20 protein-coding genes are annotated in these 22,382 nt (G+C 36.2%); 7 read left to right on the plus strand and 13 right to left on the minus strand.

Annotation, left to right across the window (positions count from 1 at the left end):
* Window positions 1–165: 165 nt before the first annotated feature.
* The 6 genes from JKP34_RS14265 to JKP34_RS14290 all read left to right on the plus strand — a co-directional run bounded on the left by JKP34_RS14265 (window position 166) and on the right by JKP34_RS14290 (window position 7,385).
* Window positions 166–939 (plus strand): enoyl-CoA hydratase-related protein, encoded by a 774-nt coding sequence (locus tag JKP34_RS14265; RefSeq protein WP_201922906.1) that lies wholly within the window; start codon window positions 166–168, stop codon window positions 937–939.
* A gap of 134 nt (window positions 940–1,073) precedes the next feature.
* The gene (locus JKP34_RS14270) at window positions 1,074–3,701 is read left to right on the plus strand and encodes a valine--tRNA ligase (protein WP_201922909.1); all 2,628 of its coding nucleotides are present in this window, start codon (window positions 1,074–1,076) and stop codon (window positions 3,699–3,701) included.
* A 109-nt stretch (window positions 3,702–3,810) separates the two neighbouring features.
* Window positions 3,811–5,034, plus strand: coding sequence for an Nramp family divalent metal transporter (locus tag JKP34_RS14275; RefSeq protein ID WP_201922911.1), 1,224 nt, complete (start codon window positions 3,811–3,813; stop codon window positions 5,032–5,034).
* An 11-nt stretch (window positions 5,035–5,045) separates the two neighbouring features.
* Window positions 5,046–5,807 carry a 5-oxoprolinase subunit PxpA gene (locus tag JKP34_RS14280; protein WP_201922913.1) on the plus strand — a complete coding sequence of 254 codons (762 nt, stop codon included), beginning with the start codon at window positions 5,046–5,048 and terminating at the stop codon, window positions 5,805–5,807.
* Window positions 5,804–6,508, plus strand: a complete 705-nt coding sequence (gene pxpB, locus JKP34_RS14285; protein ID WP_201922915.1) for a 5-oxoprolinase subunit PxpB — start codon at window positions 5,804–5,806, stop codon at window positions 6,506–6,508. Before JKP34_RS14280 ends, pxpB begins: the two co-directional genes overlap by 4 nt.
* The gene (locus JKP34_RS14290) at window positions 6,501–7,385 is read left to right on the plus strand and encodes a 5-oxoprolinase subunit C family protein (RefSeq protein WP_201922917.1); all 885 of its coding nucleotides are present in this window, start codon (window positions 6,501–6,503) and stop codon (window positions 7,383–7,385) included. The genes pxpB and JKP34_RS14290 overlap by 8 nt, the downstream gene beginning before the upstream one ends.
* On the opposite strand, the gene JKP34_RS14295 is transcribed toward JKP34_RS14290, so the two are convergent.
* From JKP34_RS14295 to JKP34_RS14310, 4 genes are read right to left on the minus strand one after another with little or no spacing between them, the layout of a single operon-like run.
* Window positions 7,362–8,519: a glycosyltransferase family 4 protein gene (locus tag JKP34_RS14295; RefSeq protein ID WP_201922919.1), complete on the minus strand. Its 1,158-nt coding sequence runs from the start codon at window positions 8,517–8,519 to the stop codon at window positions 7,362–7,364. The genes JKP34_RS14290 and JKP34_RS14295 overlap by 24 nt on opposite strands.
* A gap of 1 nt (window position 8,520) precedes the next feature.
* A complete protein-coding gene (locus JKP34_RS14300) occupies window positions 8,521–9,522 on the minus strand; it encodes a polysaccharide deacetylase family protein (RefSeq protein ID WP_201922922.1) in 1,002 nt (333 codons plus the stop codon).
* Between the two features lie 23 nt (window positions 9,523–9,545).
* A complete protein-coding gene (locus JKP34_RS14305; protein WP_201922925.1) occupies window positions 9,546–10,502 on the minus strand; it encodes a GNAT family N-acetyltransferase in 957 nt (318 codons plus the stop codon).
* Complete coding sequence (locus JKP34_RS14310; protein ID WP_201922927.1) at window positions 10,489–11,712, minus strand: glycosyltransferase family 4 protein; 1,224 nt, start codon at window positions 11,710–11,712, stop codon at window positions 10,489–10,491. The genes JKP34_RS14305 and JKP34_RS14310 overlap by 14 nt, the downstream gene beginning before the upstream one ends.
* Before the next feature lie 141 nt (window positions 11,713–11,853).
* On the opposite strand from JKP34_RS14310, the gene JKP34_RS14315 reads away from it, so the two are divergent.
* Complete coding sequence (locus JKP34_RS14315) at window positions 11,854–13,110, plus strand: hypothetical protein (protein WP_201922929.1); 1,257 nt, start codon at window positions 11,854–11,856, stop codon at window positions 13,108–13,110.
* A 104-nt stretch (window positions 13,111–13,214) separates the two neighbouring features.
* Here the strand turns inward: JKP34_RS14315 and JKP34_RS14320 are convergent, their stop codons facing one another.
* The 9 genes from JKP34_RS14320 to JKP34_RS14360 form a co-directional block, all read right to left on the minus strand.
* Window positions 13,215–14,300: a glycosyltransferase family 4 protein gene (locus JKP34_RS14320; protein ID WP_201922931.1), complete on the minus strand. Its 1,086-nt coding sequence runs from the start codon at window positions 14,298–14,300 to the stop codon at window positions 13,215–13,217.
* 107 nt (window positions 14,301–14,407) lie between these two features.
* Window positions 14,408–15,631 carry a glycosyltransferase family 4 protein gene (locus JKP34_RS14325; RefSeq protein ID WP_201922933.1) on the minus strand — a complete coding sequence of 408 codons (1,224 nt, stop codon included), beginning with the start codon at window positions 15,629–15,631 and terminating at the stop codon, window positions 14,408–14,410.
* Entirely contained in the window at window positions 15,624–16,682 is a 1,059-nt protein-coding gene (locus JKP34_RS14330) for a polysaccharide pyruvyl transferase family protein (RefSeq protein ID WP_201922936.1), read from the minus strand. The genes JKP34_RS14325 and JKP34_RS14330 overlap by 8 nt, the downstream gene beginning before the upstream one ends.
* 60 nt (window positions 16,683–16,742) lie before the next feature.
* Window positions 16,743–17,510, minus strand: a complete 768-nt coding sequence (locus JKP34_RS14335; protein WP_201922938.1) for a glycosyltransferase family 29 protein — start codon at window positions 17,508–17,510, stop codon at window positions 16,743–16,745.
* Window positions 17,507–18,130, minus strand: a complete 624-nt coding sequence (locus JKP34_RS14340; RefSeq protein WP_201922941.1) for an HAD family hydrolase — start codon at window positions 18,128–18,130, stop codon at window positions 17,507–17,509. Before JKP34_RS14340 ends, JKP34_RS14335 begins: the two co-directional genes overlap by 4 nt.
* A complete protein-coding gene (locus JKP34_RS14345; RefSeq protein WP_236665014.1) occupies window positions 18,108–18,806 on the minus strand; it encodes an acylneuraminate cytidylyltransferase family protein in 699 nt (232 codons plus the stop codon). The genes JKP34_RS14340 and JKP34_RS14345 overlap by 23 nt, the downstream gene beginning before the upstream one ends.
* Window positions 18,803–20,353, minus strand: coding sequence for an aldolase catalytic domain-containing protein (locus JKP34_RS14350; protein WP_201922944.1), 1,551 nt, complete (start codon window positions 20,351–20,353; stop codon window positions 18,803–18,805). Before JKP34_RS14350 ends, JKP34_RS14345 begins: the two co-directional genes overlap by 4 nt.
* Window positions 20,353–21,411: a glycosyltransferase gene (locus JKP34_RS18370; RefSeq protein ID WP_201922947.1), complete on the minus strand. Its 1,059-nt coding sequence runs from the start codon at window positions 21,409–21,411 to the stop codon at window positions 20,353–20,355. The genes JKP34_RS14350 and JKP34_RS18370 overlap by 1 nt, the downstream gene beginning before the upstream one ends.
* Window positions 21,404–22,318 (minus strand): glycosyltransferase family 2 protein, encoded by a 915-nt coding sequence (locus tag JKP34_RS14360; protein WP_201922951.1) that lies wholly within the window; start codon window positions 22,316–22,318, stop codon window positions 21,404–21,406. Before JKP34_RS14360 ends, JKP34_RS18370 begins: the two co-directional genes overlap by 8 nt.
* Window positions 22,319–22,382 lie beyond the last annotated feature (64 nt).

The raw sequence follows: 22,382 nt of genomic DNA on the forward strand, positions 1-22,382 counted from the left end.
CACCAACAATCTAGTATTGAAATAAAAACCTATAAAATGAAAAAGAGTAGCAAGTTAACACCTGCTACTCCCTATATTTAACCATAATTTTATCCTAAAAACTGTAACGCTTATTTAGGACGGGTCACCTTTCTGCCTTTGAAATAAGCTCCATATATTTACCCTATGGAATTTATACAGGTAAATAATCAATATAAAAAACACGTTGCGCTTATTAACTTAAATAGGCCTAAAGAACTTAATGCATTAAACCTTCAACTAATGGGTGAATTAAGGGATGCCCTGAAAGCATTGGACGAAGATGATAATGTGCGTGTTATCGTTTTAACAGGTAATGAAAAAGCGTTTGCCGCTGGTGCTGACATCAAGCAGATGGCTGGTAAAACAGCTATTGATATGCTCAATGTGGATCAGTTTAGCACATGGGACCAAATAAAAAAGACTAAGAAGCCATTAATTGCAGCTGTATCAGGTTTCGCTTTAGGTGGTGGTTGTGAGCTTGCTATGACCTGCGATATGATTGTAGCCTCAGAAACTGCTAAGTTTGGTCAGCCGGAAATCAAGATCGGTGTGATGCCGGGTGCCGGTGGTACACAAAGACTCACCAGAGCTATTGGTAAAGCCAGAGCGATGGAATTGGTATTAACGGGTAAATTCATATCAGCAGATGAGGCGCTAGGTTATGGCTTAGTCAATAAAGTGGTTCCTACAGAAATGTACCTGGAAGCAGCTGTTGATTTAGCCTTAGAAATTGCCCAAATGTCACCAGTAGCAGCCAAACTAGCGAAAGAGTCAGTCAATAGAGCTTATGAGACACATCTTGATGAAGGCTTACATTTCGAAAGAAAGAATTTCTATCTGGCATTTGCCTCTGAAGATCAAACAGAAGGGATGAAAGCCTTTGTAGAAAAAAGAAAGCCAGAATTCACTGGGAAATAAGATTCAATTCATAGTTCAAAAAAATGAGGTGTTGGAATTTGATAATTGATCATTGTTAATTGATCATTGTTAATTGAATTCCCTAATTTTGCATTCTTAAAAAAACACAGGATTTAAAAAAATCAATTATTAGCATGTCCTTGTCAACAAAATACAATCCTTCAGAAATAGAAGACAAATGGTACCAGCATTGGATGGAGCAGAAATTCTTTGCTTCAAAACCAGATCCAAATAAAGAGCCTTACACCATAGTAATACCTCCACCAAACGTCACAGGCGTATTACACATGGGGCATATGCTCAACAATACCATTCAGGATGTATTGATCAGACGTGCACGTATGCAAGGCAAAGAAGCTTGCTGGGTACCCGGTACTGACCATGCATCTATTGCTACAGAAGCCAAAGTAGTAAACCTCTTGAAAGAAAAAGGCATCAGTAAGAAAGACATCACGCGTGATGAATTCATGAAGCATGCCTGGGAGTGGAAAGAAAAATATGGTGGAATCATTCTGGAGCAGTTGAAGAAGTTAGGTGCTTCCTGCGATTGGGACAGAGAGCGCTTCACGATGGAAGAGGATATGTCTGCGGCAGTAATTGAGACTTTTGTTGACCTTTATAAAAAAGGATATATATACCGTGGCATAAGAATGGTAAACTGGGATCCGGAAGGTAAAACAGCTCTGGCCGATGACGAGGTAATCTTCAAAGAAGTAAATTCTAAGCTTTATCACATTAGATATCAAATAGAAGGAACTGAGGATTATTTAACCATCGCCACTACACGTCCTGAAACCATTATGGCTGATGCTGCCATCTGTATCAATCCTAATGATACGCGTTTTGATCACCTGAAAGGCAAAAGGGCAATCATCCCACTGATCAATAAGTCAATCCCAATTGTGGAGGATGATTATGTGGATATGGAATTTGGAACAGGTTGCCTGAAGGTAACACCAGCACACGACATCAATGACTATGAGATTGGTCTAAGACATAATTTAGAGGCTATTGACATCATCAATGATAACGGAACGCTTAATGAAAAAGCTCAGATCTTAGTTGGTGAGGATAGATTTGTTGCCAGAAAAAAAATAGGTAAACTTCTGAAAGAAGCAGGCAATCTCGTTAAAGAGGAAGATTATACCAGTAATGTGGGCCATTCTGAACGAACTAATGCTGTAATTGAGCCTAAGCTCTCTATGCAGTGGTGGGTAAAAATGGAAGAGCTGGTAAAGCCTGCCTATGAGGAGGTAATGAATGACAACATTCAGCTTATCCCACCTAAGTTTAAGAATACCTATCGCCATTGGATGGAGAACGTTCGTGACTGGTGTATTTCTCGTCAGCTTTGGTGGGGACAAAGAATTCCGGCCTATTATCTTCCAAATGGTGAGTATATTGTGGCCGAAACAGCAGAAGAAGCCTTAACACTAGCCAAGGAGAAAACTGGTGATAACAACCTTAAGTTGGAAGATTTAAGACAGGATGAAGACGTTCTTGATACGTGGTTCAGTTCATGGTTGTGGCCTATGTCCGTTTTTGATGGTTTCAAAGATCCTGACAATGAAGATTTCCAATATTATTATCCTACCAATGATTTGGTAACAGGTCCTGATATTCTTTTCTTCTGGGTAGCCAGAATGATCATTGCAGGTTTCGAGTTCAAAGGACAAAAGCCTTTTAACAATGTGTACCTAACGGGAATCGTTCGGGATGCACAAGGCAGAAAAATGTCTAAGTCTTTAGGCAACTCACCTGATCCATTAGAATTGATCAAAAATCATGGGGCAGATGGTGTTAGAACCGGTTTATTATTATCATCAGCAGCAGGTAACGACTTGCTTTTTGAAACCAAGCTTTGCGAGCAAGGATGGAACTTTGGCAATAAAATCTGGAATGCTTTCCGATTAGTAAAAGGATGGGAAGTTGTGAATGCTGAACCTTCTGTTGCTGCCAAAAAAGCACAGGAATGGTTTGAAGCAAGATTTAAGCAAGCGGTAGCTGAGATGGACGATCATTTTAGCAAATTCAGAATATCTGATGCATTAATGACTGTCTATAAGCTGGTTTGGGACGATTTCTGTTCATGGTACCTCGAAGCTGTTAAGCCTCCATATGGTGATCCAATAGATAGGGAAACTTATGAGCTTACTATTGGCTTCTTTGAAGATGTATTGAAGTTATTACATCCGTTTATGCCTTTCTTAACTGAAGAGTTATGGCATCAATTAGGTGATCGTGATGAGAAGGATTGTGTTATTGTAGCTCAATATCCTGAAGTTAAAGCTTATGATAACGAAGTATTAGAAAAAGCGAAGATCGCCTTTGAGCTAATCAGCCAAATTAGAAATACGCGTTCTTCAAAAGGCTTATCTCCTAAGGAACAATTGAAATTGTTTATCAAAACAAGTGATAAGTCTCTTTATAAAGAGTTCGCTTCTATCATCAATAAACTGGGCAACTTAGAAAGTATGGAATTCACTACTGATAAGGTTGATAATGCCATCAGCTTTGTAATTAAGTCGGATGAGTTTTTCATTCCAATGGAAGGCGCTATTGATGTTGAAAAAGAAAAGGCGGAAATCCAGAAAGAACTAGATTACACTAAAGGATTCTTAAATAGCGTGATGAAAAAGCTTGATAATGAACGATTTGTGCAGAATGCTCCTGAAAAAGTAATTGAAATGGAGCGTAAGAAGCAAGCAGATGCGGAAGCCAAGATCAAAACACTGGAGGACAGTTTAGCTAATTTGGGATAAAAAACTAGAACCTCGCTAATAAAATAATGACCAAAAGCATCAGGAAACCCTGATGCTTTTTTAATGTCCAATTTTTAGAATATCTTATCTTTTCAATTATCTAAAAGAGATGTTCAAAAAGCTAAAACAACTCGGGCCCGGCATCATGGTATCGGCCGCATTTATAGGACCTGGTACCATTACAACAGCTACTCTGGCTGGTGCTGGTTACGGCTACACTTTATTATGGGCCATTGGATTTTCTATTTTAGCCACAATCATTTTACAGGAAATGGCCGCCAGACTGGGTGTTATCGGACAAATAGGCGTAGGAGATGCCATCCGAAAGAAGGCTACCAACAAAATTTTCAGAATATTAAGCTTTGTTTTAGTTATTAGCGCCATAACGCTAGGTAATGCGGCTTACGAAGCAGGAAACATAAGTGGTGCTTTGCTGGGAATAGAAGGAATTAATGCGCTCAATTTTGATTTATTTGGCCTCAACATCTGGCTTCTCATAATAGGTTTTACAGCACTCATACTTTTATGGATGGGACAATATAAAAAGCTTGAACAGACCTTAGCGTTTCTCGTAGCAGCTATGGGCTTAGCCTTTATAGTTTGTTGTATTTTGCTTAAACCTGATATCATTGCTGTCTTTAAAGGAATATTTTATCCTCAATTACCGGATGATTCCTTATTAATGGTGGTAGGATTAATAGGCACTACCGTAGTTCCCTATAATTTATTCTTGCATGCCTCTTCAGTGAAGCAACGATGGAAATCATCGAAAGACTTAGCCACTGCCAGATGGGACACCATCATTTCTATTTTATTGGGCGGCCTCATTACGATGACTATTCTTATTTGTTCAGCAGTAGCCTTTCAGGGTGAAGCACAAACACCAGAAAGTATGGCCGATCTGTCTCAACAACTTAATCCAATATTGGGTAGCTGGTCGGCATATTTTATGGGTTTTGGTTTTCTGGCTGCGGGTTTTACAAGCACAGTTACTGCCCCTCTTGCTGCTGCTTTTGCTACTTCAGAAATAATGGGATGGAAAAGCGATCTAAAAACTAAAACATTCAGAGCTATCTGGATATTAGTTCTAGTATCAGGATTAGTTTTCGCCTCTTTGGGCATAAAACCGGTCAACTTAATTTTAATTGCGCAAGTGGCAAATGGCTTGCTTTTGCCTTTTCTTGCCAGTTATCTGTTATGGATCATGAATGATAAACAATTAGTTGGCCGGCATGTAAATAGATGGTGGGTTAATGGGTTAGGCCTAATCATTATCATGATAACGCTGTTATTAGGGATTAAAAGCATTAGTTCAGCCTTAGGTATTATTTAAAGTATTTAAATGTGGAAATAGATTTAAACTGCGATTTAGGAGAGAGCTATGGCAATTTCAAGGTTGGAAATGATGAAGCTGTGTTTCCTTTTTTAAGCTCTTGCAATATTGCCTGTGGCGCCCATGGTGGCGATCCGCTTACCATAGAAAAAACGGTACAACTTGCTAAGAAATACAATGTACAGGTTGGCGCTCATCCCTCCTACCCTGATTTAGAGGGATTTGGAAGAAGAAAAATGACATTATTTGCTGCAGAACTTTCTGCTCAGGTAAAAACGCAAATTGCAGTAATTGACGGACTTTGCAGAAGTTATGGCATTGAGCTAAAATATGTTAAAGCACATGGCGCTTTATATAACCATCTCAACCAAAACGCAGCCGATGCGCAGGTGTTCACAAAAGCGATCAGTGAGTATAATGACAAATTATCCATTATGGGTTTACCCAATAGTACCCTACACCAGGCTGCCAAGCATCAAAAAGTAGCATATATCAGGGAAGGCTTTATTGATAGGCTTTATCAAACAGATGGTTCTTTAAGCCCGAGAAGTGAAAAAGGGGCTGTCTTTGATAGCATAGATCAAATGATAGAGCAGTTTAAGTCAATAGTAATCAAAAAATCAGTTAAAACTTCTGAGGGTAATCACATTGATATTGAGGTGGACAGCTTATGCATTCATGGCGATAACCCTAAAATTACAAACCTAATGATACAGCTAACTGAGGTTATTAAATTAGAAAATATTACAATTAGAAAATCCCGTACATCATGAGAATTACAGCATATGGAGAGGATGCCTTACTAGTTAACTTTGTGCAGGCAATTGAGCCCGAGCTAAATGACAAAGTTAACTTACTAGCTAATAAGCTACGAAATGAAGACTATATCACTTCAATGATCCCTGCCTACTGCTCACTAACTATATCTTATGATCCCAATAAGATCAGTTTCAACGATCTCAAAAATACGATAGAAGCCATTGACCTCGCACAAGAAAAAGAACAACTCGAAAAGCGACAGTTGACCATCCCTGTTTGTTATGATGATAAGTTCGGAATAGACCTTTCGGCATTAGAAGATCAGCTTTCTATCACTAAAGATGAAATTATTAATTGCCATTCATCAACAGCATATCGGGTTTATATGCTTGGCTTTCTTCCCGGCTTTCCTTACATGGGCATCACCGATGAAAAAATTGAAGCCAAAAGAAGAGATAACCCACGAAAGAAAATTGAAGCCGGTAGCGTGGGTCTGGCAGGCAGGCAAACAGGAATTTATCCCTTTGATTCGCCCGGAGGTTGGCAAATCATTGGAAGAACACCCATACAGCTTTTTGAACCCCAAGAAAAGATACCATTCTTATTTCAGGCAGGAGACCTTGTAAATTTCAAGCGCATCAGCTCAGATGAGTTTTCAGAAATAGCCGCACACATAAAAGAACAAACATTTAATTGGAAGCAGATTTATGGCTGATATCACTTTAGAATTTATAAAAACAGGTTTATACACAAGCATTCAGGATTTAGGAAGAGCAGGCCATGAAGCATCTGGTGTCCCTAAAAGTGGTGCTTTAGATAGTAGATCAGCCAGATTAGCCAATAAGGTACTTGGTTTAGAAAAAGACTATCCTGTATTGGAAATAACTCTGGCAGGGCCTGAAATTCTTTTTCATCAGGCAGTAGATATTGCATTAACAGGTGCTAAGTTTCCTGTCACCTTAAATGGGAAAGATGTAAAAAGATACCAGAAGATAAAAGTGCCAGCTAACAGTATTCTCAAATTCGGATATGCCAAAAGAGGTTGTAGGGCGTATATGGCAGTCGCAGCCGAATGGAAAATTGAAAAGTGGCTGGGCAGTGTAAGTCCTTTAGGTTTTGGAAGCCATAAGTTGAAAGAAAACATTATCAATCAAAATGGACAGTTAGTACACTTCAGTACCTATAATGAATCTTTAGAGGCACAAGAAGTAAAGAAAAGAATTAACCTAAACCCAATCAAACGTGTGCGGGTAGCACCTGGATCAGAATTCGATATGCTCAGCAAAGAAGGAGTCGCGTCATTCTTTGGTAAAGCTCATAGCATCACACAGGAAGCTAGCAGAATGGGCTATAAATTAGCCACTGAATTAAAACTGGAAAGTAACCAAAATGAAATGATTTCTTCAGGCATATTACCAGGCACCATACAATTGTCATCCGCAGGTAATCCCATTATTTTACTGGCAGATGCCCAAACTGTTGGTGGTTATCCAAGAATAGCACGAATTATTGATCAAGACTTGGACAGCATTGCTCAACTAAAGCCTGGAGATAAAGTATGGTTTAGTTTAGCGGATACCGTTAGAAAGTAATTGTTGATATTCCTTTAAAATAGCGTTCCAAACTGTTTCTTGCTGATAATTTTCAACGATGGATTGTCGGGCATTAGAAGCCATTACTTTTCTGAAGCTATCATCAGAAATAAGCTTTTCCATTGCTACTTTTAACAGTACAGCATTTTTCACTGGAACAATTAAGCCATTATTTCCATCCTCAATAATTTCATTACTGCCATTGATGTCTGTAACAATACAAGGCAAATCCATCGCAGCAGCCTGCATTACAACATTAGGAAAACCTTCTCTGTAGGAAGGAAAAACAAAGAAGTCCGAAATAGCCAAGTAAGGTCTAATATCCTTTTGGAAACCAACATGATGAATTCGAGGATTAGCTTTGATCTCTTCCTTATAAGCCTGTTCAAGAGGTTCGCGCTGGTCTTCATAAGGACCTACCAGCACTAAATGAAAATCATTTTGTTCAATTTCCGTAAAGGCATCAATTAGTTCATGGATTCCTTTATCATGCACCATCCGGCCAACGAAAGAAGCAACAACAGCACCCTCAGGAATTTCAAGTTGACTACGCAATGCATTTAAATCATGGTTTCCGAGAGCAGTTCTATTGAAATGATTAGTATTGATGCCATTTGAGCTTCCTTTTGCTAACACCTTATATTTATTGGAAAAATGAGGAAAGTGTGCTTCCATATATTTCAGCAAATGAAAAGAGTTAGGATAGACCTTGTGGGCACAGTAATAGGTGATCCTTTCCGTAAAGTTCAAGATTGTTCTGCTGAGACCTGTTGCTTCCATCAGAGGCATTCCCGCCACAGTATGCATACGAATGGGTACTTTACAGAACCATGAAGCCATCATCCCTAATAATCCTGCTTTTGGCGTATGGGTATGCACAATTTCAGGTCGTTCCTTTTTTATCAGTTTAATTAGCTGAAACAAAGCCTTCAGATCTCTAAATGGACTCAAAGTACGTGTAAAATCAATTTGATGATGAGTTACGACTTCTCTTTCCACAATTTGACTAACCTCATTGCCATTGGCACTGGCCGTAACCACCTCAAAGCCTTTTTCACGCATGAACCTCAACTGCCCTTTTAGTAGGATATTTAGCGATATGGGCACAGTTGTAATGCGAAGAATTTTAGGCATCTCAGAAGGTATTAGTTTGGAGCCTTTCAGCTATCTCTCCCATATTCAAGCTTATCATCCCGTATTGATCACTTAAGCGCCTGAAGTGCTGAAGAATTTGATTCAAGCCTTTCATATTTTCTTCCGGATAAAGACCGAAATTATGAGGATGCCACCATAAATGATAAAACTCTTTATTTTGAGCTGCAATGGTCATTTCAGCTTTAATCCTGTTTATTTTCTTTTGATTGAGAAACAGCTCTTTCAGATTGTAAGGTCGCAGTAACCTACTTGCTGGCAAAAGATAAACATCCTCCTGCTTAAGGATGGCATTAATTCCATAGGATGTTTTTCCGCCTATATTGAAATAAGCATCGGCTCCCCTATTAAGTCGTTTCCAGAGAGACTCTTTTGATGTTCCTTCAGAAGTATCCCACCACCAATCCACAGGATTAGACCTAACAATTTGGATTCCATTTTTCTTACATACCTTAAGGTAATTGGTATTAAACTGATTTCGGGGAAATACTAAAGACTTTAATTCGCTATTATAAGCTGATGCTGATTCACAGATCGCCTTGCAGTCTGCGTCAAATTGCTCTGTCGTTTGACCCGGTTCGTTACAGTAATAATGCGCAAAACTATGTGAAGCCAGCTCTTGATATTTACTATCAACAATTAACCTTATTAGGCTATCGGCAAAATGATAAGGATCCGATTTCTCTGAGGCACCAATACTACCTGCATTTTGGATGAAATTATAAGCTGAAAGTTGCTCGTTTGAATAGCTGGGTTTTCTTTCAGGAACATGAGCTAACAAACTCTCCTTATTTTTATGCATAAGCAAGCCAACAGTTGCCCAGGTAACATGCACCTCGAATTGTTGAAAACCCAACAATAGTGATGGAATAAGCGCTCTGGTGTTTTTGAAATATTCCTTCTTGGCGTCATTGAGTTCCCATTTCTCAAATCCACCCCAATGTAACTCAAAGTCTAACGATATGGTGAATACACCTGATTGCATGGCACAAAGCTACTGATGTTGATTTAAAAAACCTCTAAATCACCTAATGAAGGTGTCCAATTGCTAAAATCTTTAAAAGAAGTAACTGATTCCATGGCTAGCGGTCTGATAGTGACATCCGGACCTAATGAACGCTTGAACTTTAACAAACCTGGTAATTTAATCTCTGTAAAGCCATCAATACTCATATAATCAAAATCTATTGATGATTTATAAAGCTCTTTTATCAGTTGCTGTTTGTCTTTATTCCTACCAAAAGCATCACATATTCTAAGTTCCTTTCCCATTGAGCCTAATTTAATTCTAAAAATACAGCAAGCCTTATCGTTAAAGTGTGCATAATAAGGAATAATGGGAATGTCTAAATAACGCCACTTAAGATAAGCCAATGAAAAGACAGTATTTATATGAGCCGATGAAGACTCGAAATTAAATTTAAAGTTATCGAAAGCATCTTCCAACTTAAATTGATCAGCCTGTGGTATCTCTAGAAATTCAGCATCAAGCTTAGCTTTCAACTTATGCTTAACAATATTTAATGGATTCTTGATACTAAGTTGAATGGGTAGTTTACCAGCCTCCTGCCATCCCATTTTCAGGTAACCCGGTTTACTTTGTTGGTTGGGCGTGTTGTAAACTAAATCGACACCTTTCGCTTTACAATCATCTAATAAACCTAAAGTTAGTTTCTTAAATATGCCTTTCCCTTGATGTTTAGGATCTGTAGCTGTATCTACCGCTCTAATAGCACTGTAAGTCGCATCTGCGCCCTGCCAATTCCATTTCATAAATGCCCTTACACCTATTATTTGATCAGCCTCTGTAGCTATCCAAACCGGAGATGCACCAAATGGATTATTGATATGCTTCCATTGCCAATAGGCTTCTGACTTTGGCATTAAAGATTCTCCCAGGCTGGCTTTAAGCAATTTAATAATAGCTGGTATATCATTTTTTGTGGCAGGTCTAATTTCCATCATTCAAAACATCTAAATAAACGTCTTCTAATTCATTTACCATCCTTTTCAAACTGAAGGAATCTAACACTCGCTCTCTGGCTTTCCTCGCAAGTGATAATCTCAATTTATTATCTCGCAATATTTCAAGTTTTTCTGCTAGTTGATCCCACTCGTCAACATCCACCATTAAGCCACTTATATCCTTCTGAATCACCTCTTTTACTCCTCCTGCATTGGTAGTGGCAACTGCACATTCCATACTCATAGCCTCTAATAAAGCAATAGGCAATCCCTCAAATTCTGAAGTCATCATGAATATGTCCATCAATGAAAACCAATCCCTGGTATTAGTTTGCAAACCGGGTAGAAATAATTTATCTGTAAGTCCGAGTTGGTCTCTTAAATCAAGCAACTGCTGAGCGAAGGGTCCATTTCCTACTATGACGGCTCGTAATTTAGGATTAACCAATGAAGCGGCATGAAACACCTTAATCCACTCTAATAAACGCTTTTGAAATCTGAAAACCGATATAGTACCTACAATGAGCATGTCAGAATCAGCCTTTTTTTGAGTAGAAAGATTCTTTAAGATTTCCTGGCCGTTATCAAAGGCTAATGCTTTCTCAGCATTATTACTTGTTCTAAAATTATCAGATGATGTATCATTCGTCAACTCATTCGCTGAAATCAGCAATTCTTCTATAGACTTTCTTTGAAAGAAATCGGTGTTAACTCCATTAAGTACAGTTTGAACCGGTATTTTTGGATGGATTTTGTCTTTTATTGATACCTCAACATCAGTACTTACAGCTATAGCCTTAGACTGCCAGTTAAAAGTTATTTTATTTAACAAGAAAGTAAGCTGATGATAGCGCTCTTGCTTATTATGCTCAGTATAAATTAAGGGAAGTCCTGTCTGTTTATAAACAAGCCTGGCAAGAAATCCGGCCCAAGGTAAATGCGCATGAATTACTTGAATACCATGTTTTTTGACATAAGCTTTTACTTTAGCTGTTTGCAGTAAAAGTTCTATGTTATTTTTGGCAGAGAGGCAAGTCACGAAAGCTCCTGCATCCTTTAAAGCACTTTCCATTTGATCCTTCCACGGGAGGAAATAGATATAATGAAACTCAAATTGGTCTTGGTTATGTAATTTAAGCGTTTCGGGAAGTAGCATTTCTGCACCTCCCCTACCAAGTGATTTTATAATATGGAGAATCTTAATTTTCATAATGAACCAAAATGATAAAGATAGGTAGAACTCATCTTCAAATAAATAATTAACTGTGCTAATTTAGAGTATATTCTAATTGTGATGTGATTAATGATATTTTGATTACTAGAGTTTAGCTAAACTGATTACTTTTGAAGTATGTTATACGGCATCTTTATTATTACGCTCTCTTACTTTATCTCCATGCAGGTGATAGACCGAATGATGCCGGTAAGAAGAAGGAAGAATAATTCACCTTTACCTAACCATAGTAGAAAGGATAATAAATTTCTAAAAAGGCTTTTTTGGTATCATTTATTTTTATCATTTGTTTACTATATCTATGCCGTTTTCAATCCTTCTGATTCAAGCAACTATTACCGTAAAATCATAGAATACTACCGAGGACCGGAATGGTCAGATTTTTATGGTACCTCTACCACATTTATTGAGTGGTTTGGCTTCCCCTTTGTGCATGGGTTAGGATTCACTTATGAAGCTATGATGGCTTTGTTTTCGTTTTTGGGTTTTTTAGGCTTCATCTATTTTTATAAATTTTTTAGAGAAAGAATTATATTCGAGAACAAGCTATTTGGGTTTGATTTATTCCATCTATTTTTCCTTTTACCCAACCTTCATTTCTGGTCAGGTTCATTTGGTAAAGGTTCTTTTATCTTTCTAGGAATTGGGCTGCTATTCTATGGGCTTAATAATATACCTAAAAGGTATTGGATTTTAATAATAGGCGCACTACTTACTTACCACATTCGTCCTCATATCTTGTTGGTCATATTGGCTTCTTCATTAATAGGATTCACGTTCAGTACCAAAGGTGTTGGTTGGGGGTTAAAATTAATTATGATTCTAATTGCAGCATTTAGTCTGGCATTCATATATCAAGATGTCTTTAGGATGGTTGGAGTTAATGAGGAAACCTTTCTAGAAGAAGGACTTAATATGAGTCATAGAGCAAGAGAGTTATCCTCTGCAACCTCAGGCTTAGATATTACCAGTATGAGTTTACCAGAGCAAGTATTTACTTTTCTTTTTAGGCCTTTATTTTTTGATGCACCTGGTATGTTAGGTATCATAGTTTCATTTGAAAACGTTTTTTTACTTCTAGTCACTTTGACATTCCTATTTAGAGGTGGTTTATTTTTTATTTTGAAGGGAGATTTTGCAGTGAAGACTTCATTCTTTAGTTTTATTACAGTTTCAATAGCTTTAGCTCAGATATCAGGTAACTTAGGAATTGCTATCAGACAGAAAAGTCAGGTGATGATTTTATTCCTATTTGTGATCATTCAGTTATATGACGATCAAAAGAAAAGTGAATTTAGAGCACGAATGAGGGCGGCAAAGAGAAAGGCTGTACTGAATCCATTAGATTCGGGATATTTACAAGAATTAGACTGATTATCAAAAATTCAGCTTTATTAGAGTTAAAGAGACATTAAAATACTGAAAGGAAAAAATCTTAGCGTTTACTCAAATGCTACCTTCCTGCAAGTATGGAGTTATTAAAGCTGTAATATTTGGTGATAGATAGATTCAAAGCGCTCTGCTATTTTAGGCATCATAAATTCCTCCTGAATCAGGTTCTTAGCATTTTGACTCATTTTCTTTCTTAGTTCCTGATTTGTTAAAACTTTATGGATTTTTGAGATGTATTCGGCTTTATCGAAAGCTTTAATTATATAACCATTTTGATCATTAATCACCACCTCTGGAATTCCACCTACTTCTGAAGCTATGACTGGCTTCCCACAAGAAAGAGCCTCCAGAATAACACCTGGTAAACCCTCTATTTTTGAAGGCATTACCATTATATCAGCTGCTTTAATATAAGCTACAGCATTACTTCGATAACCCAAAAACCTTACTTTTTTCTCTATTCCTAAGTTTACAACTTGCTCATTCAATTGATTCCTCAGTGGCCCATCTCCTATCAGCCATAATTCATTACCGTTGTCTTCCTTTAAATATTCAGCAAAGATTTCCATTAGAAAACTATGGTTTTTTTCTTTGACGAATGAGCCTACATTAATCCAAACTTTATTTTGAGAAAGCCTTTCTATTACTTCTAGCTGGCTAAAATCAAAAGTACCTATGGTGCCAGTAGCTGTAATAGCTTTAGCCTTTGGATATAAACGAATTAAATCCTGCCGACAATTTTCACTAACAGATATGGCAAAATCCATCTTATTGAGGAAAAACTGGTTTAACCATAAATGAGCTTTAGATTTGATAAAGTCAGACATCTTATTCGCATTCCTAAACGCCAGCTTTGCCTTCCACTTATATAACATTTTAGAAAGCGCAGCATATTTAAGAGTATCACCCGCATTCGCCTGTACCAGATCATAACCCTCACTTCGAATTATTTTAGCCAATCTTTTATAAGCTTTAAAATCCCAGAATCGTTTATTTTGTATAGCCCCCAAACTTATGTAGTTTAGGTCATATTGGAGTTCTCCATTATTTTCACCAAATAAGATCAGTATATCTACATCATGTCCAAGTTTTTGAAGCTCCAATGAAAGTTGGCAAGCGAATATCTCTGCTCCTCTTAATTGTGGCCTTTGAATGATCTGTAGGATTTTCAATTCTTAATCAATTTTTTAGTGTTAATATTAATTAGAGGGGTCATTTAAGGTGAAAAAGTAGAATTCATTTTATTTAATACTCTGACCAATTCAATGGATAATCAAGGCTAAATACCAAAGTACTCCTCGATCATTCGAATTTGTTTTGAGACTCCCATTTCCTTTATCGCATATTCACGGGCCCTTAAACTGGCTGCCATCAAACTTTCCTTATCCTGCTCAAGGTCAAGTATCATTTGCCCTATAGCTTCCTTGCTCTTGGGTTCTACCAACCAGCCACCATTACTATCTTCAATAACATGTTTAACGTCTCCCATAGCAGAAGCAATAACAGGTACTCCTGCAGCAAAAAACTCTCTAAGCTTCAAGGGAGAATAATGAAAACCTTCATTAGAATTAGAAGGCAGCACAGCCAAATCAAAACTACTTATGTAATTATGAACCTCATTATGAGGTACATTACCTGTAAATATCACTCTTTCATCCAAGCCAAGTTCATTAACTTTTTCCTGAAGGCCTAGACGTTCAGGACCATCTCCAACCAATAATAATTTTGCATTTGGTTTCGATGAGGATATATATTCAAATGCCCCGATCAATAGATCAAGACTATGAAATTTACGAAAACTACCTATCCACCCAATTACAAAGCTATTTTCTAATCCTAAAGAATTACGCACTCCTGCAGCATCCGTTTCATCAAATCTCTTGTTAGAAACAGTGCAAGGTGTAATCATAATTTTATTCTCATTTACACCTAATTCAATTACGGACCTTTTTACCTCTTCACTCACTACTAAAACCAGGTCAGCCATCTTTAAAGGCTTAGCATCCCCCCATTTCTTAGAAAACCACTCCCAACCTAATCGGTGGACTCCCCATTTCTTTGATTCCCAGACATATGGTGCATCTACAAAGAGGACGGAAGGTTTTCCTAATTTCTTGGCAATTTCTAACCCTTTCGTTTGAAACAAATCATGATGCTGCCAAACAAAAGGTGCATTACTGAAACGCTCAACATTAATATCTATAGATTTAATCTCTTCATAATACCAGCGCAAGTCTTTTATAAATGTCTCTGCTAGTTTACTTAAACTCGATTTACGAAATCCGCTTACTTTTTTACTATTCTTTTTCTCAACACTCTTGGAGAAACATTTTGCTCTAATCTCGCTTGATGCAAATGAATAACCTCCGGCAATAACCTCTGCATTACCATATTTATCCTCAATTCCCTCTGCCCAGTTTGCTATTGTAACCCACACGGCATCAGCCCTCAGTCTTGAAAAACTTGGTGTAAATAAAGGGACTTTAATTTTACCTTTATTCATAATTAGTTTGGTCAGAAATAGCCAGTAGATTAGAAATCTCTTTTTTCAAATCTGATTTTTTAGTTGGATCATAAAATATTGCTTGGTGATCTGGCTCAAAACAAGCTCTATAATTTCCTATTTTCTTATAATGATTATCAAAGAGTAATTGTGGCTTTCCGATCAAGGTGGAAATAATATGACCATGTAATCTATCTGTAATAATAATCTTTCCTCGACTCAAAATCCGAATACCTCGATTTAACCTTCTTTGAGCTAAGAGGTCAAACTGATTAGCATTAATTTTCCATAATTTATTACGAACAAAGGTGGAGTTTCTAAATATTCTTTGAACCAGTCGTCTGATTCGAACGGTTATTTTCGGACTAAATCTAGAATAGTACCTACCAGGCTCCCCCATAAGCCAGTCTAGCTTCTCAATTTTAAATCTTGTATTTTCTATGCTGTGACCAGCTGACTCATGATCAGTTCTAGACAACCAAACAGCATCTACTTTTGGCTTACCTTTTCTTAACAAAGCTCCTAAAGCAAACGCCATGTCCGGACAAAGCTCTACTTGTAAATTCAATTCATTCAAAACATCAAAACTTATCTTATCTCTTACCAAAATTTTTAAATCTGGGTGTTCTTTAGCCACCTTACCAAACTTGTATTTTTCAGCATCATTATCAAAAAAAACACTCTGAGGCAATTGAATAATACTGTAATCTTTAAGAGTTGAAATAATTCTTTCTCTAAAATTTTGATGTTCTGGCCAAACACTTCCTAAATTACCCCCACCATGTAAAAGTACAATTCCTCCTTTTCCTAATTTTTTGTGTAAAGCTTTTTCCGAAAATGTATAAATATCACATTGATAAACAACTTCAACTCCTATTTTCTTTAAAGCTGCTTTTTCACCTAACCAAATAGCATTATCGCCAACATTATTGTGATTTGGAAAATCAAGCAGAGCAACTTTAGACTTACTGCTCAAACACTGACCAAGACAGTTGTAAATTAGCTTTTGCTGCTCTATTATGGTATCTAAATATATATTCTTATGATACATTATATCTTTAATTTGGAATTGTCACATGACAGCTTTCAAAAGAATTATAATCAGCTGTTATTAGATAACTTTAAGTTTTTTTGCTAGTTCCAAGTTATCACTCTCTATAATTGAATAAAGCTTCTGATCTACAAATATATTTTTTGCTGATGCTTTCTCTATTAAATCAAGGACATTTAAATATTCCTTTTCAACATCATGTAATCCTTGATTCTCAATATGTTTTTGATTTGCCTTCATATCTCGAACATTATCACGATAACCTTTTGCATAAGGTGTCTTAAAAAATGTAAAACCGGTAATCAATATCTCCTCACATTGCACACTAAGAACAGAATGTAGTGCATAATAACCTCTTGTTGGATGATAGCTCCCAAAGCTTCTAGTTATACTGTTAAAAAGCTTTTTAGGCAATACATATATTGATTCTTTTGTATTTAAGTATTTTTTAAAATAATTAAACATGAGCCGCCAACCCTTTTTGTCATAGCGGGGTTGAATAAGGTATTTTACTCCAAATTTTTTGAATAGTTTCCAGTCCAATGGACCGCCTCCACCTGAATCCACGTTCTCGTAAAAATTATGAATTAAAATATCCGTTTTAGAGCCTAAGTATTTTTCGTTTTCAGGGTTCCACGTGATCAAAGTCTTATTTAATCTTATGACATAATCATAATTGTCAATGACATTACCATTTTCATGATCAAATGCCGAATCTGCAGGCCCAACTACAGCCACCTTTTTTCCGTAATAAATCTTACTCGGCTTGAAGATTCTAATTTTAAAAGGCATTATCAATAAACCGAGAATAGCTTTAATCCACTTCATGAGAATTTGCTAATATAATTTTTACTAACTGTAGTAAGAGCTGGATTATTAAAACCATAAAACTTTATTCCATTTACTTTTGCAGCCTCAAAATCATTAACAGAATCTCCAATTAGAATAGATGTAGCAGATTCTATATTTTCCGTATCTATTAAGTGTTTAACCAATTCATCTTTTGCAGTTGGAGATCCATAGATCCCTTTGAAAAATTTCTCAATCTCTACCGCTTTGCAAATTTGACGCAACTCTTTTTGATCTGAACCGGACACTATAAACATCTTATAGTTTTCATAAGTATGCTTGATAAAATTTACGGTTTGACTAATAAGAAACTCAGGTTTTTTTAGGTTCTCCAGCATAATCAAAGAGAATCTCATAGCTAATTCCTGAATTTCCTCATCACTTACATCTTCCTTTCTAATCTCTTCAAAGAAATATCTAAATTTCACGTAGCGCGATAAGCCACCGTTTGCTTTGTGATAAGCTATTAATTTATTGACCTGTTTTTCAGGATAATCCTTTAAGACTTTCAAGAATCCTTGATCTCTTATTGGCATAGAATCCATAATTACGCCATCAAAATCCCAGAAAATGGTTTTAATTCCTGTAAAGTTTATCATAAATAGCTTCTGCAATTAAAAAATCTTCCTCCCAATCAATGTCAAAAGATTCGATTTTATTTTGAGTAAAAAGATATGGCTTGCTACCAATTCTATCTAATTTTTCAAGGTAAACTCTTCTCGAAGTCATAAATACTGCATGATTCACTTCATATAAAATTGGTAAATCCTGTGTTCTTGGCCATTTCCCTTCTGAATGCTCATAATTGATGATTTCAGCTCTTTTATTCAAAATGAAATTTTGCAATTCTGTGGTGGTAATCAGTGAGTCGTATCCCTCTCCCACCTTTTTAAAATATTGATTTATTACATTATCATAAACTTCAGCAGTTGCAAAAGGTGTAGTAGCATGACCCCATAAAATATGTCCTTCTTTAATGATAGTTGGTACATACCTAATTAATTCACTAAGTGGTGTACTATCCAGACATAACTCTTCGGGTCTATGAATAACTTTTATTTTACTTTCAGATGGATCTAAATCCATTGCGATATCTATGCTGACTTCATCATTGGTTGACAGCACAATGCAATTAAGCCTTGTAACTTCAAGCAACTGCTTCAATTTTAGCCTTACTATTCCTCCTTCAATACCTGCAAAGGTTCTGGTATTCTTATTCCTCACCCTTTGACTACCCTTTCTGATAGGCAGGAAAAAGCTCACAAAATCACTCATTTCAACAGAGAATAAATTGATTCAACTTCAATATTTCTATAATGAGTTGGTGTTAAGGAGATTATTCCCATCTCTGTATTCTTTAAGAAATCCTGAAAAACACCTTCATTTTCTTTAGACAAAGCTAATTCTGTTTTAGTAATATACCCCTCTTGATAACCGTCATAACCTACTAAGTAGACGTTTTGCGCATTTAAGCAAAGGGCCGTTTGCAAGGCCAGAACTGTATGAGCATCTTTAACCAAATTAGTAATGGTAATTTCCTTTAGTTCAAAACTTTTACCTTCTAATGCCTGAGGAATATAAGTGCCCATTTTTCTTGGATAAGGTGGTAACACGCATTCTCCAGAAAATCCACCAAGGTCTTCAAAAACTTTTTCTAAACGATGACCCTCGCTACCTACTAAACAAAAATACTGTGCTACGGATACATTTTTATAATATCCTGCATTCTTACTACTGGCATGGATAATACAAGTATGGTCATTTCTATCAATAAATTCCTTTACGGCATCTGCATGTAAAGTAGCATTAGGACCACCTCCTATAATAATAACATTATCAAAAGATCTTTGAGGTTCAAATGTCTCTAATTTCTGATTATCCTTTTGATTATCCTTTTGATTTTGCAATGCTCTTATAATGCTATTGAAGGAATAAAACCGTTGTGTTACCCAATTCATTACTTCCTTTTGAGGAAGAGAATTGGCTCCTGACACCATATATGGAAGATTGGTACCCCACTCATGTTGTTTCTGAAGTGTTTCAAATGAGGCTACAACATTACTCAAGCTATTAAAATCAACTTCCAAATCACTTTTAGCATTAAGTGCTGTTAACAGCAATTCGGTTTTAAGATTACCAGCTCCCCTCCCCATTCCAGTGACTGTAGCATCTACTATATCTGCCCCGCATTCCATTGCCGTTAGTGTATTTACCAAAGCTAATTCTAGATTATTATGGCCATGAAAACCTATTTTAACCTCAGTTTTAGAACGAACCAGTTCAAAGGTATTTTTTACATCTTCTGGGTATACTCCACCAAAAGAGTCCACCATATAAAAATAATCGGCTAAGCCTGATACATGCTGGATTTGATTAAGGAAATCTTTTTGCTCTGACCAGTTAGACATATACATCACATTAAATCCTACTTCAAAGCCCAAAGCTTTTACTGCCTCTGCTAAACCCAAAGCTCGTGTGAAGTTCACAGGATCTATAGCCAGCCTGACCATGCTTATCAAGCCTTTACAGGGTGACAATAAATCCTTTACATGCTCTTTTCTAATGTCTTTTTCATTCAAAATAATAACCAGTTTCTTGTCAGATAAGGCTTTTGCCTTTTCCATTAGAAAAACCGGACAATAGAAATATTCTCCCAGATAATGCTTCATAGGAATACTTCTGTAGCCTATTTCTAAATATTCTGCGGGCAACTCATTAAACGACTTGAAATAAGTTTCAACCAACTGTTTATCAAAATCCCAGTTTGTGTAGTAACCGCCATCTCGTAGCGTGCAATCAAGAATTTTTGTATTATTTTTCATTACAATATTTTGTCCCAATCTGCCATAACTTTTTTATGAGAAAATCTATCTAATCCAACATCACATTTGTTTTTTAAAGTACTTAAGAGACCAGCATCATCTGTTATTTTCTGGATGAAAAATTTTAGTCTATTATAGTCACCCATATCAAACAAATAGCCATTCTCACCATGCGATATAATCTCAGAAGGTCCTGTTTTTGTTCTTGAACTTATAACAGGAGTACCTACACTCAAACATTCCACCATTACATTCGGAAATCCTTCCCTTAATGAAGCATTTAATAGTGCAATACTACCCTTCATATAGGGTAGAGGGTCTTCAATAAAGCCCAATAAACGTACAACGTTCCCTAACTTCATCTTCTCAATTTTCTCTTCTAATTCTTTACGTAAAGCACCATCACCAAGAATCAATAAATCTGTTGAAACATAGGCCTTCGAAGAATAAAAGGTTTCGATGAGTTGATCTATATTTTTTTGTCGATTTAATCTCGAAACAACGACAAAATAAGGTCTTTCATGCTGAAAAGCTATTACGGATTTATCTTTTATTAATGGTACAGGATTATATATCTGTTTTAGCTTTCTACTATTCATAAAGTAATTCTTAACATCGTTTAATAATTCTTTCGAAGGACAAACGACATATTTTACGAAAGGGAAATTATAAAAAATCCAAAACTGCCATTCTTTGTATTTTTTATAGCCAATTAGTGGATAGGCATCAAATCTAACTATTGCTTTAGGATACATGGTAAGAGCAGCTAATATTCCACTTATTCGGGACAAAGTAATTAATCTTCTTGGTTTTACTTTCCAAACCTGGATAAATAATGAAAACCAAATATGTAATATTTTAAGGCTCCTGAAAACATACTTTTCTTTACCTAAAATTTTCCTTTCTACCCTTTTATCCAGGTCAAAGGCTATTTCCGGAGACAGCATTAGAAGTTTAACATAATGCCCCTGATTGCACAAATGATTGGCGAGCATTGCAGCATTTCTCTCCGCCCCTCCCTTTTTCAAAGAACCTATGAAAATAATGTAGTTAGACACTGAAAAAATGTTTTAAAGAATAAATAAAATAGAAAACTACTTTCTTTGAGTACTTAAAATTATACCAGTAAAAATATTGTAATTCATTAAGTTTAATAGTTCTCTTTTTTGCAATATTCTTAAAATAAGGTAGAGCAGAGTTATTCCAATGCCTCTTAAGATTATTTCTTGTTCTTAAATCATCATATTTAGATAATAAATCTTTACAGCTAAAGTATAAAGGATGATTACTTACATCCAACTTTGTTGTCTTAGTAACCATATTTTCAGAATCTCTATAATAGGTAGAAGTAATGGCCCTTATAAAGAAGGCTTTCTGAGCAATATGCATTACTCTAAGCCAAGTATCAGTATCCCCTCCTCTTTTAAACTCAGCACCTGGAAATAAACCAGCATCCATTAATAAGTCTCTCTGAATACAAATCGTATTGGTATGAAACGGTTTATTTATCAAAAATTCATTGAAGTCAATTTCCTGAGAGGTTTTAGTCTTCAGATAATATCTATTCTTTCTCACCCCTTTTTGATCTGCTATTTCGAAGGAAGTACCAAAAACGCTAATAGCATTATAGTCAATAATAGCGTCATATAACTTAGCAAGATGGTTATACTTGTATTCGTCATCTGCATCTAAAAAACAAATCCAATTTGTACTAGCTTTCTCTATACCCAAATTTCGAGCAGCATATCCTCCGGCACCTGGAGTTTCACGCTTAAAAACTTTTATGCGTGGATCAGTAAATGAATTAATAATATGAACACTGTTGTCTTTAGAAGCATCATCAATAATAAGTAGCTCAAAATCTGCAAAAGACTGCTTTAATACTGATTCGATCGACCTTACAAGGTGATTCTCTTTATTAAAGACAGGCATAATTACTGTAAAAAACATTTTTTTTCTATCCATAAGGAATAGTTTGTCATTAGTTGTAAAAACTAAATCATTGCACCACTATATTTTTTATAAAAAA

This window comes from Marivirga atlantica (assembly GCF_016734805.1).
Lineage (GTDB): Bacteria > Bacteroidota > Bacteroidia > Cytophagales > Cyclobacteriaceae > Marivirga > Marivirga atlantica.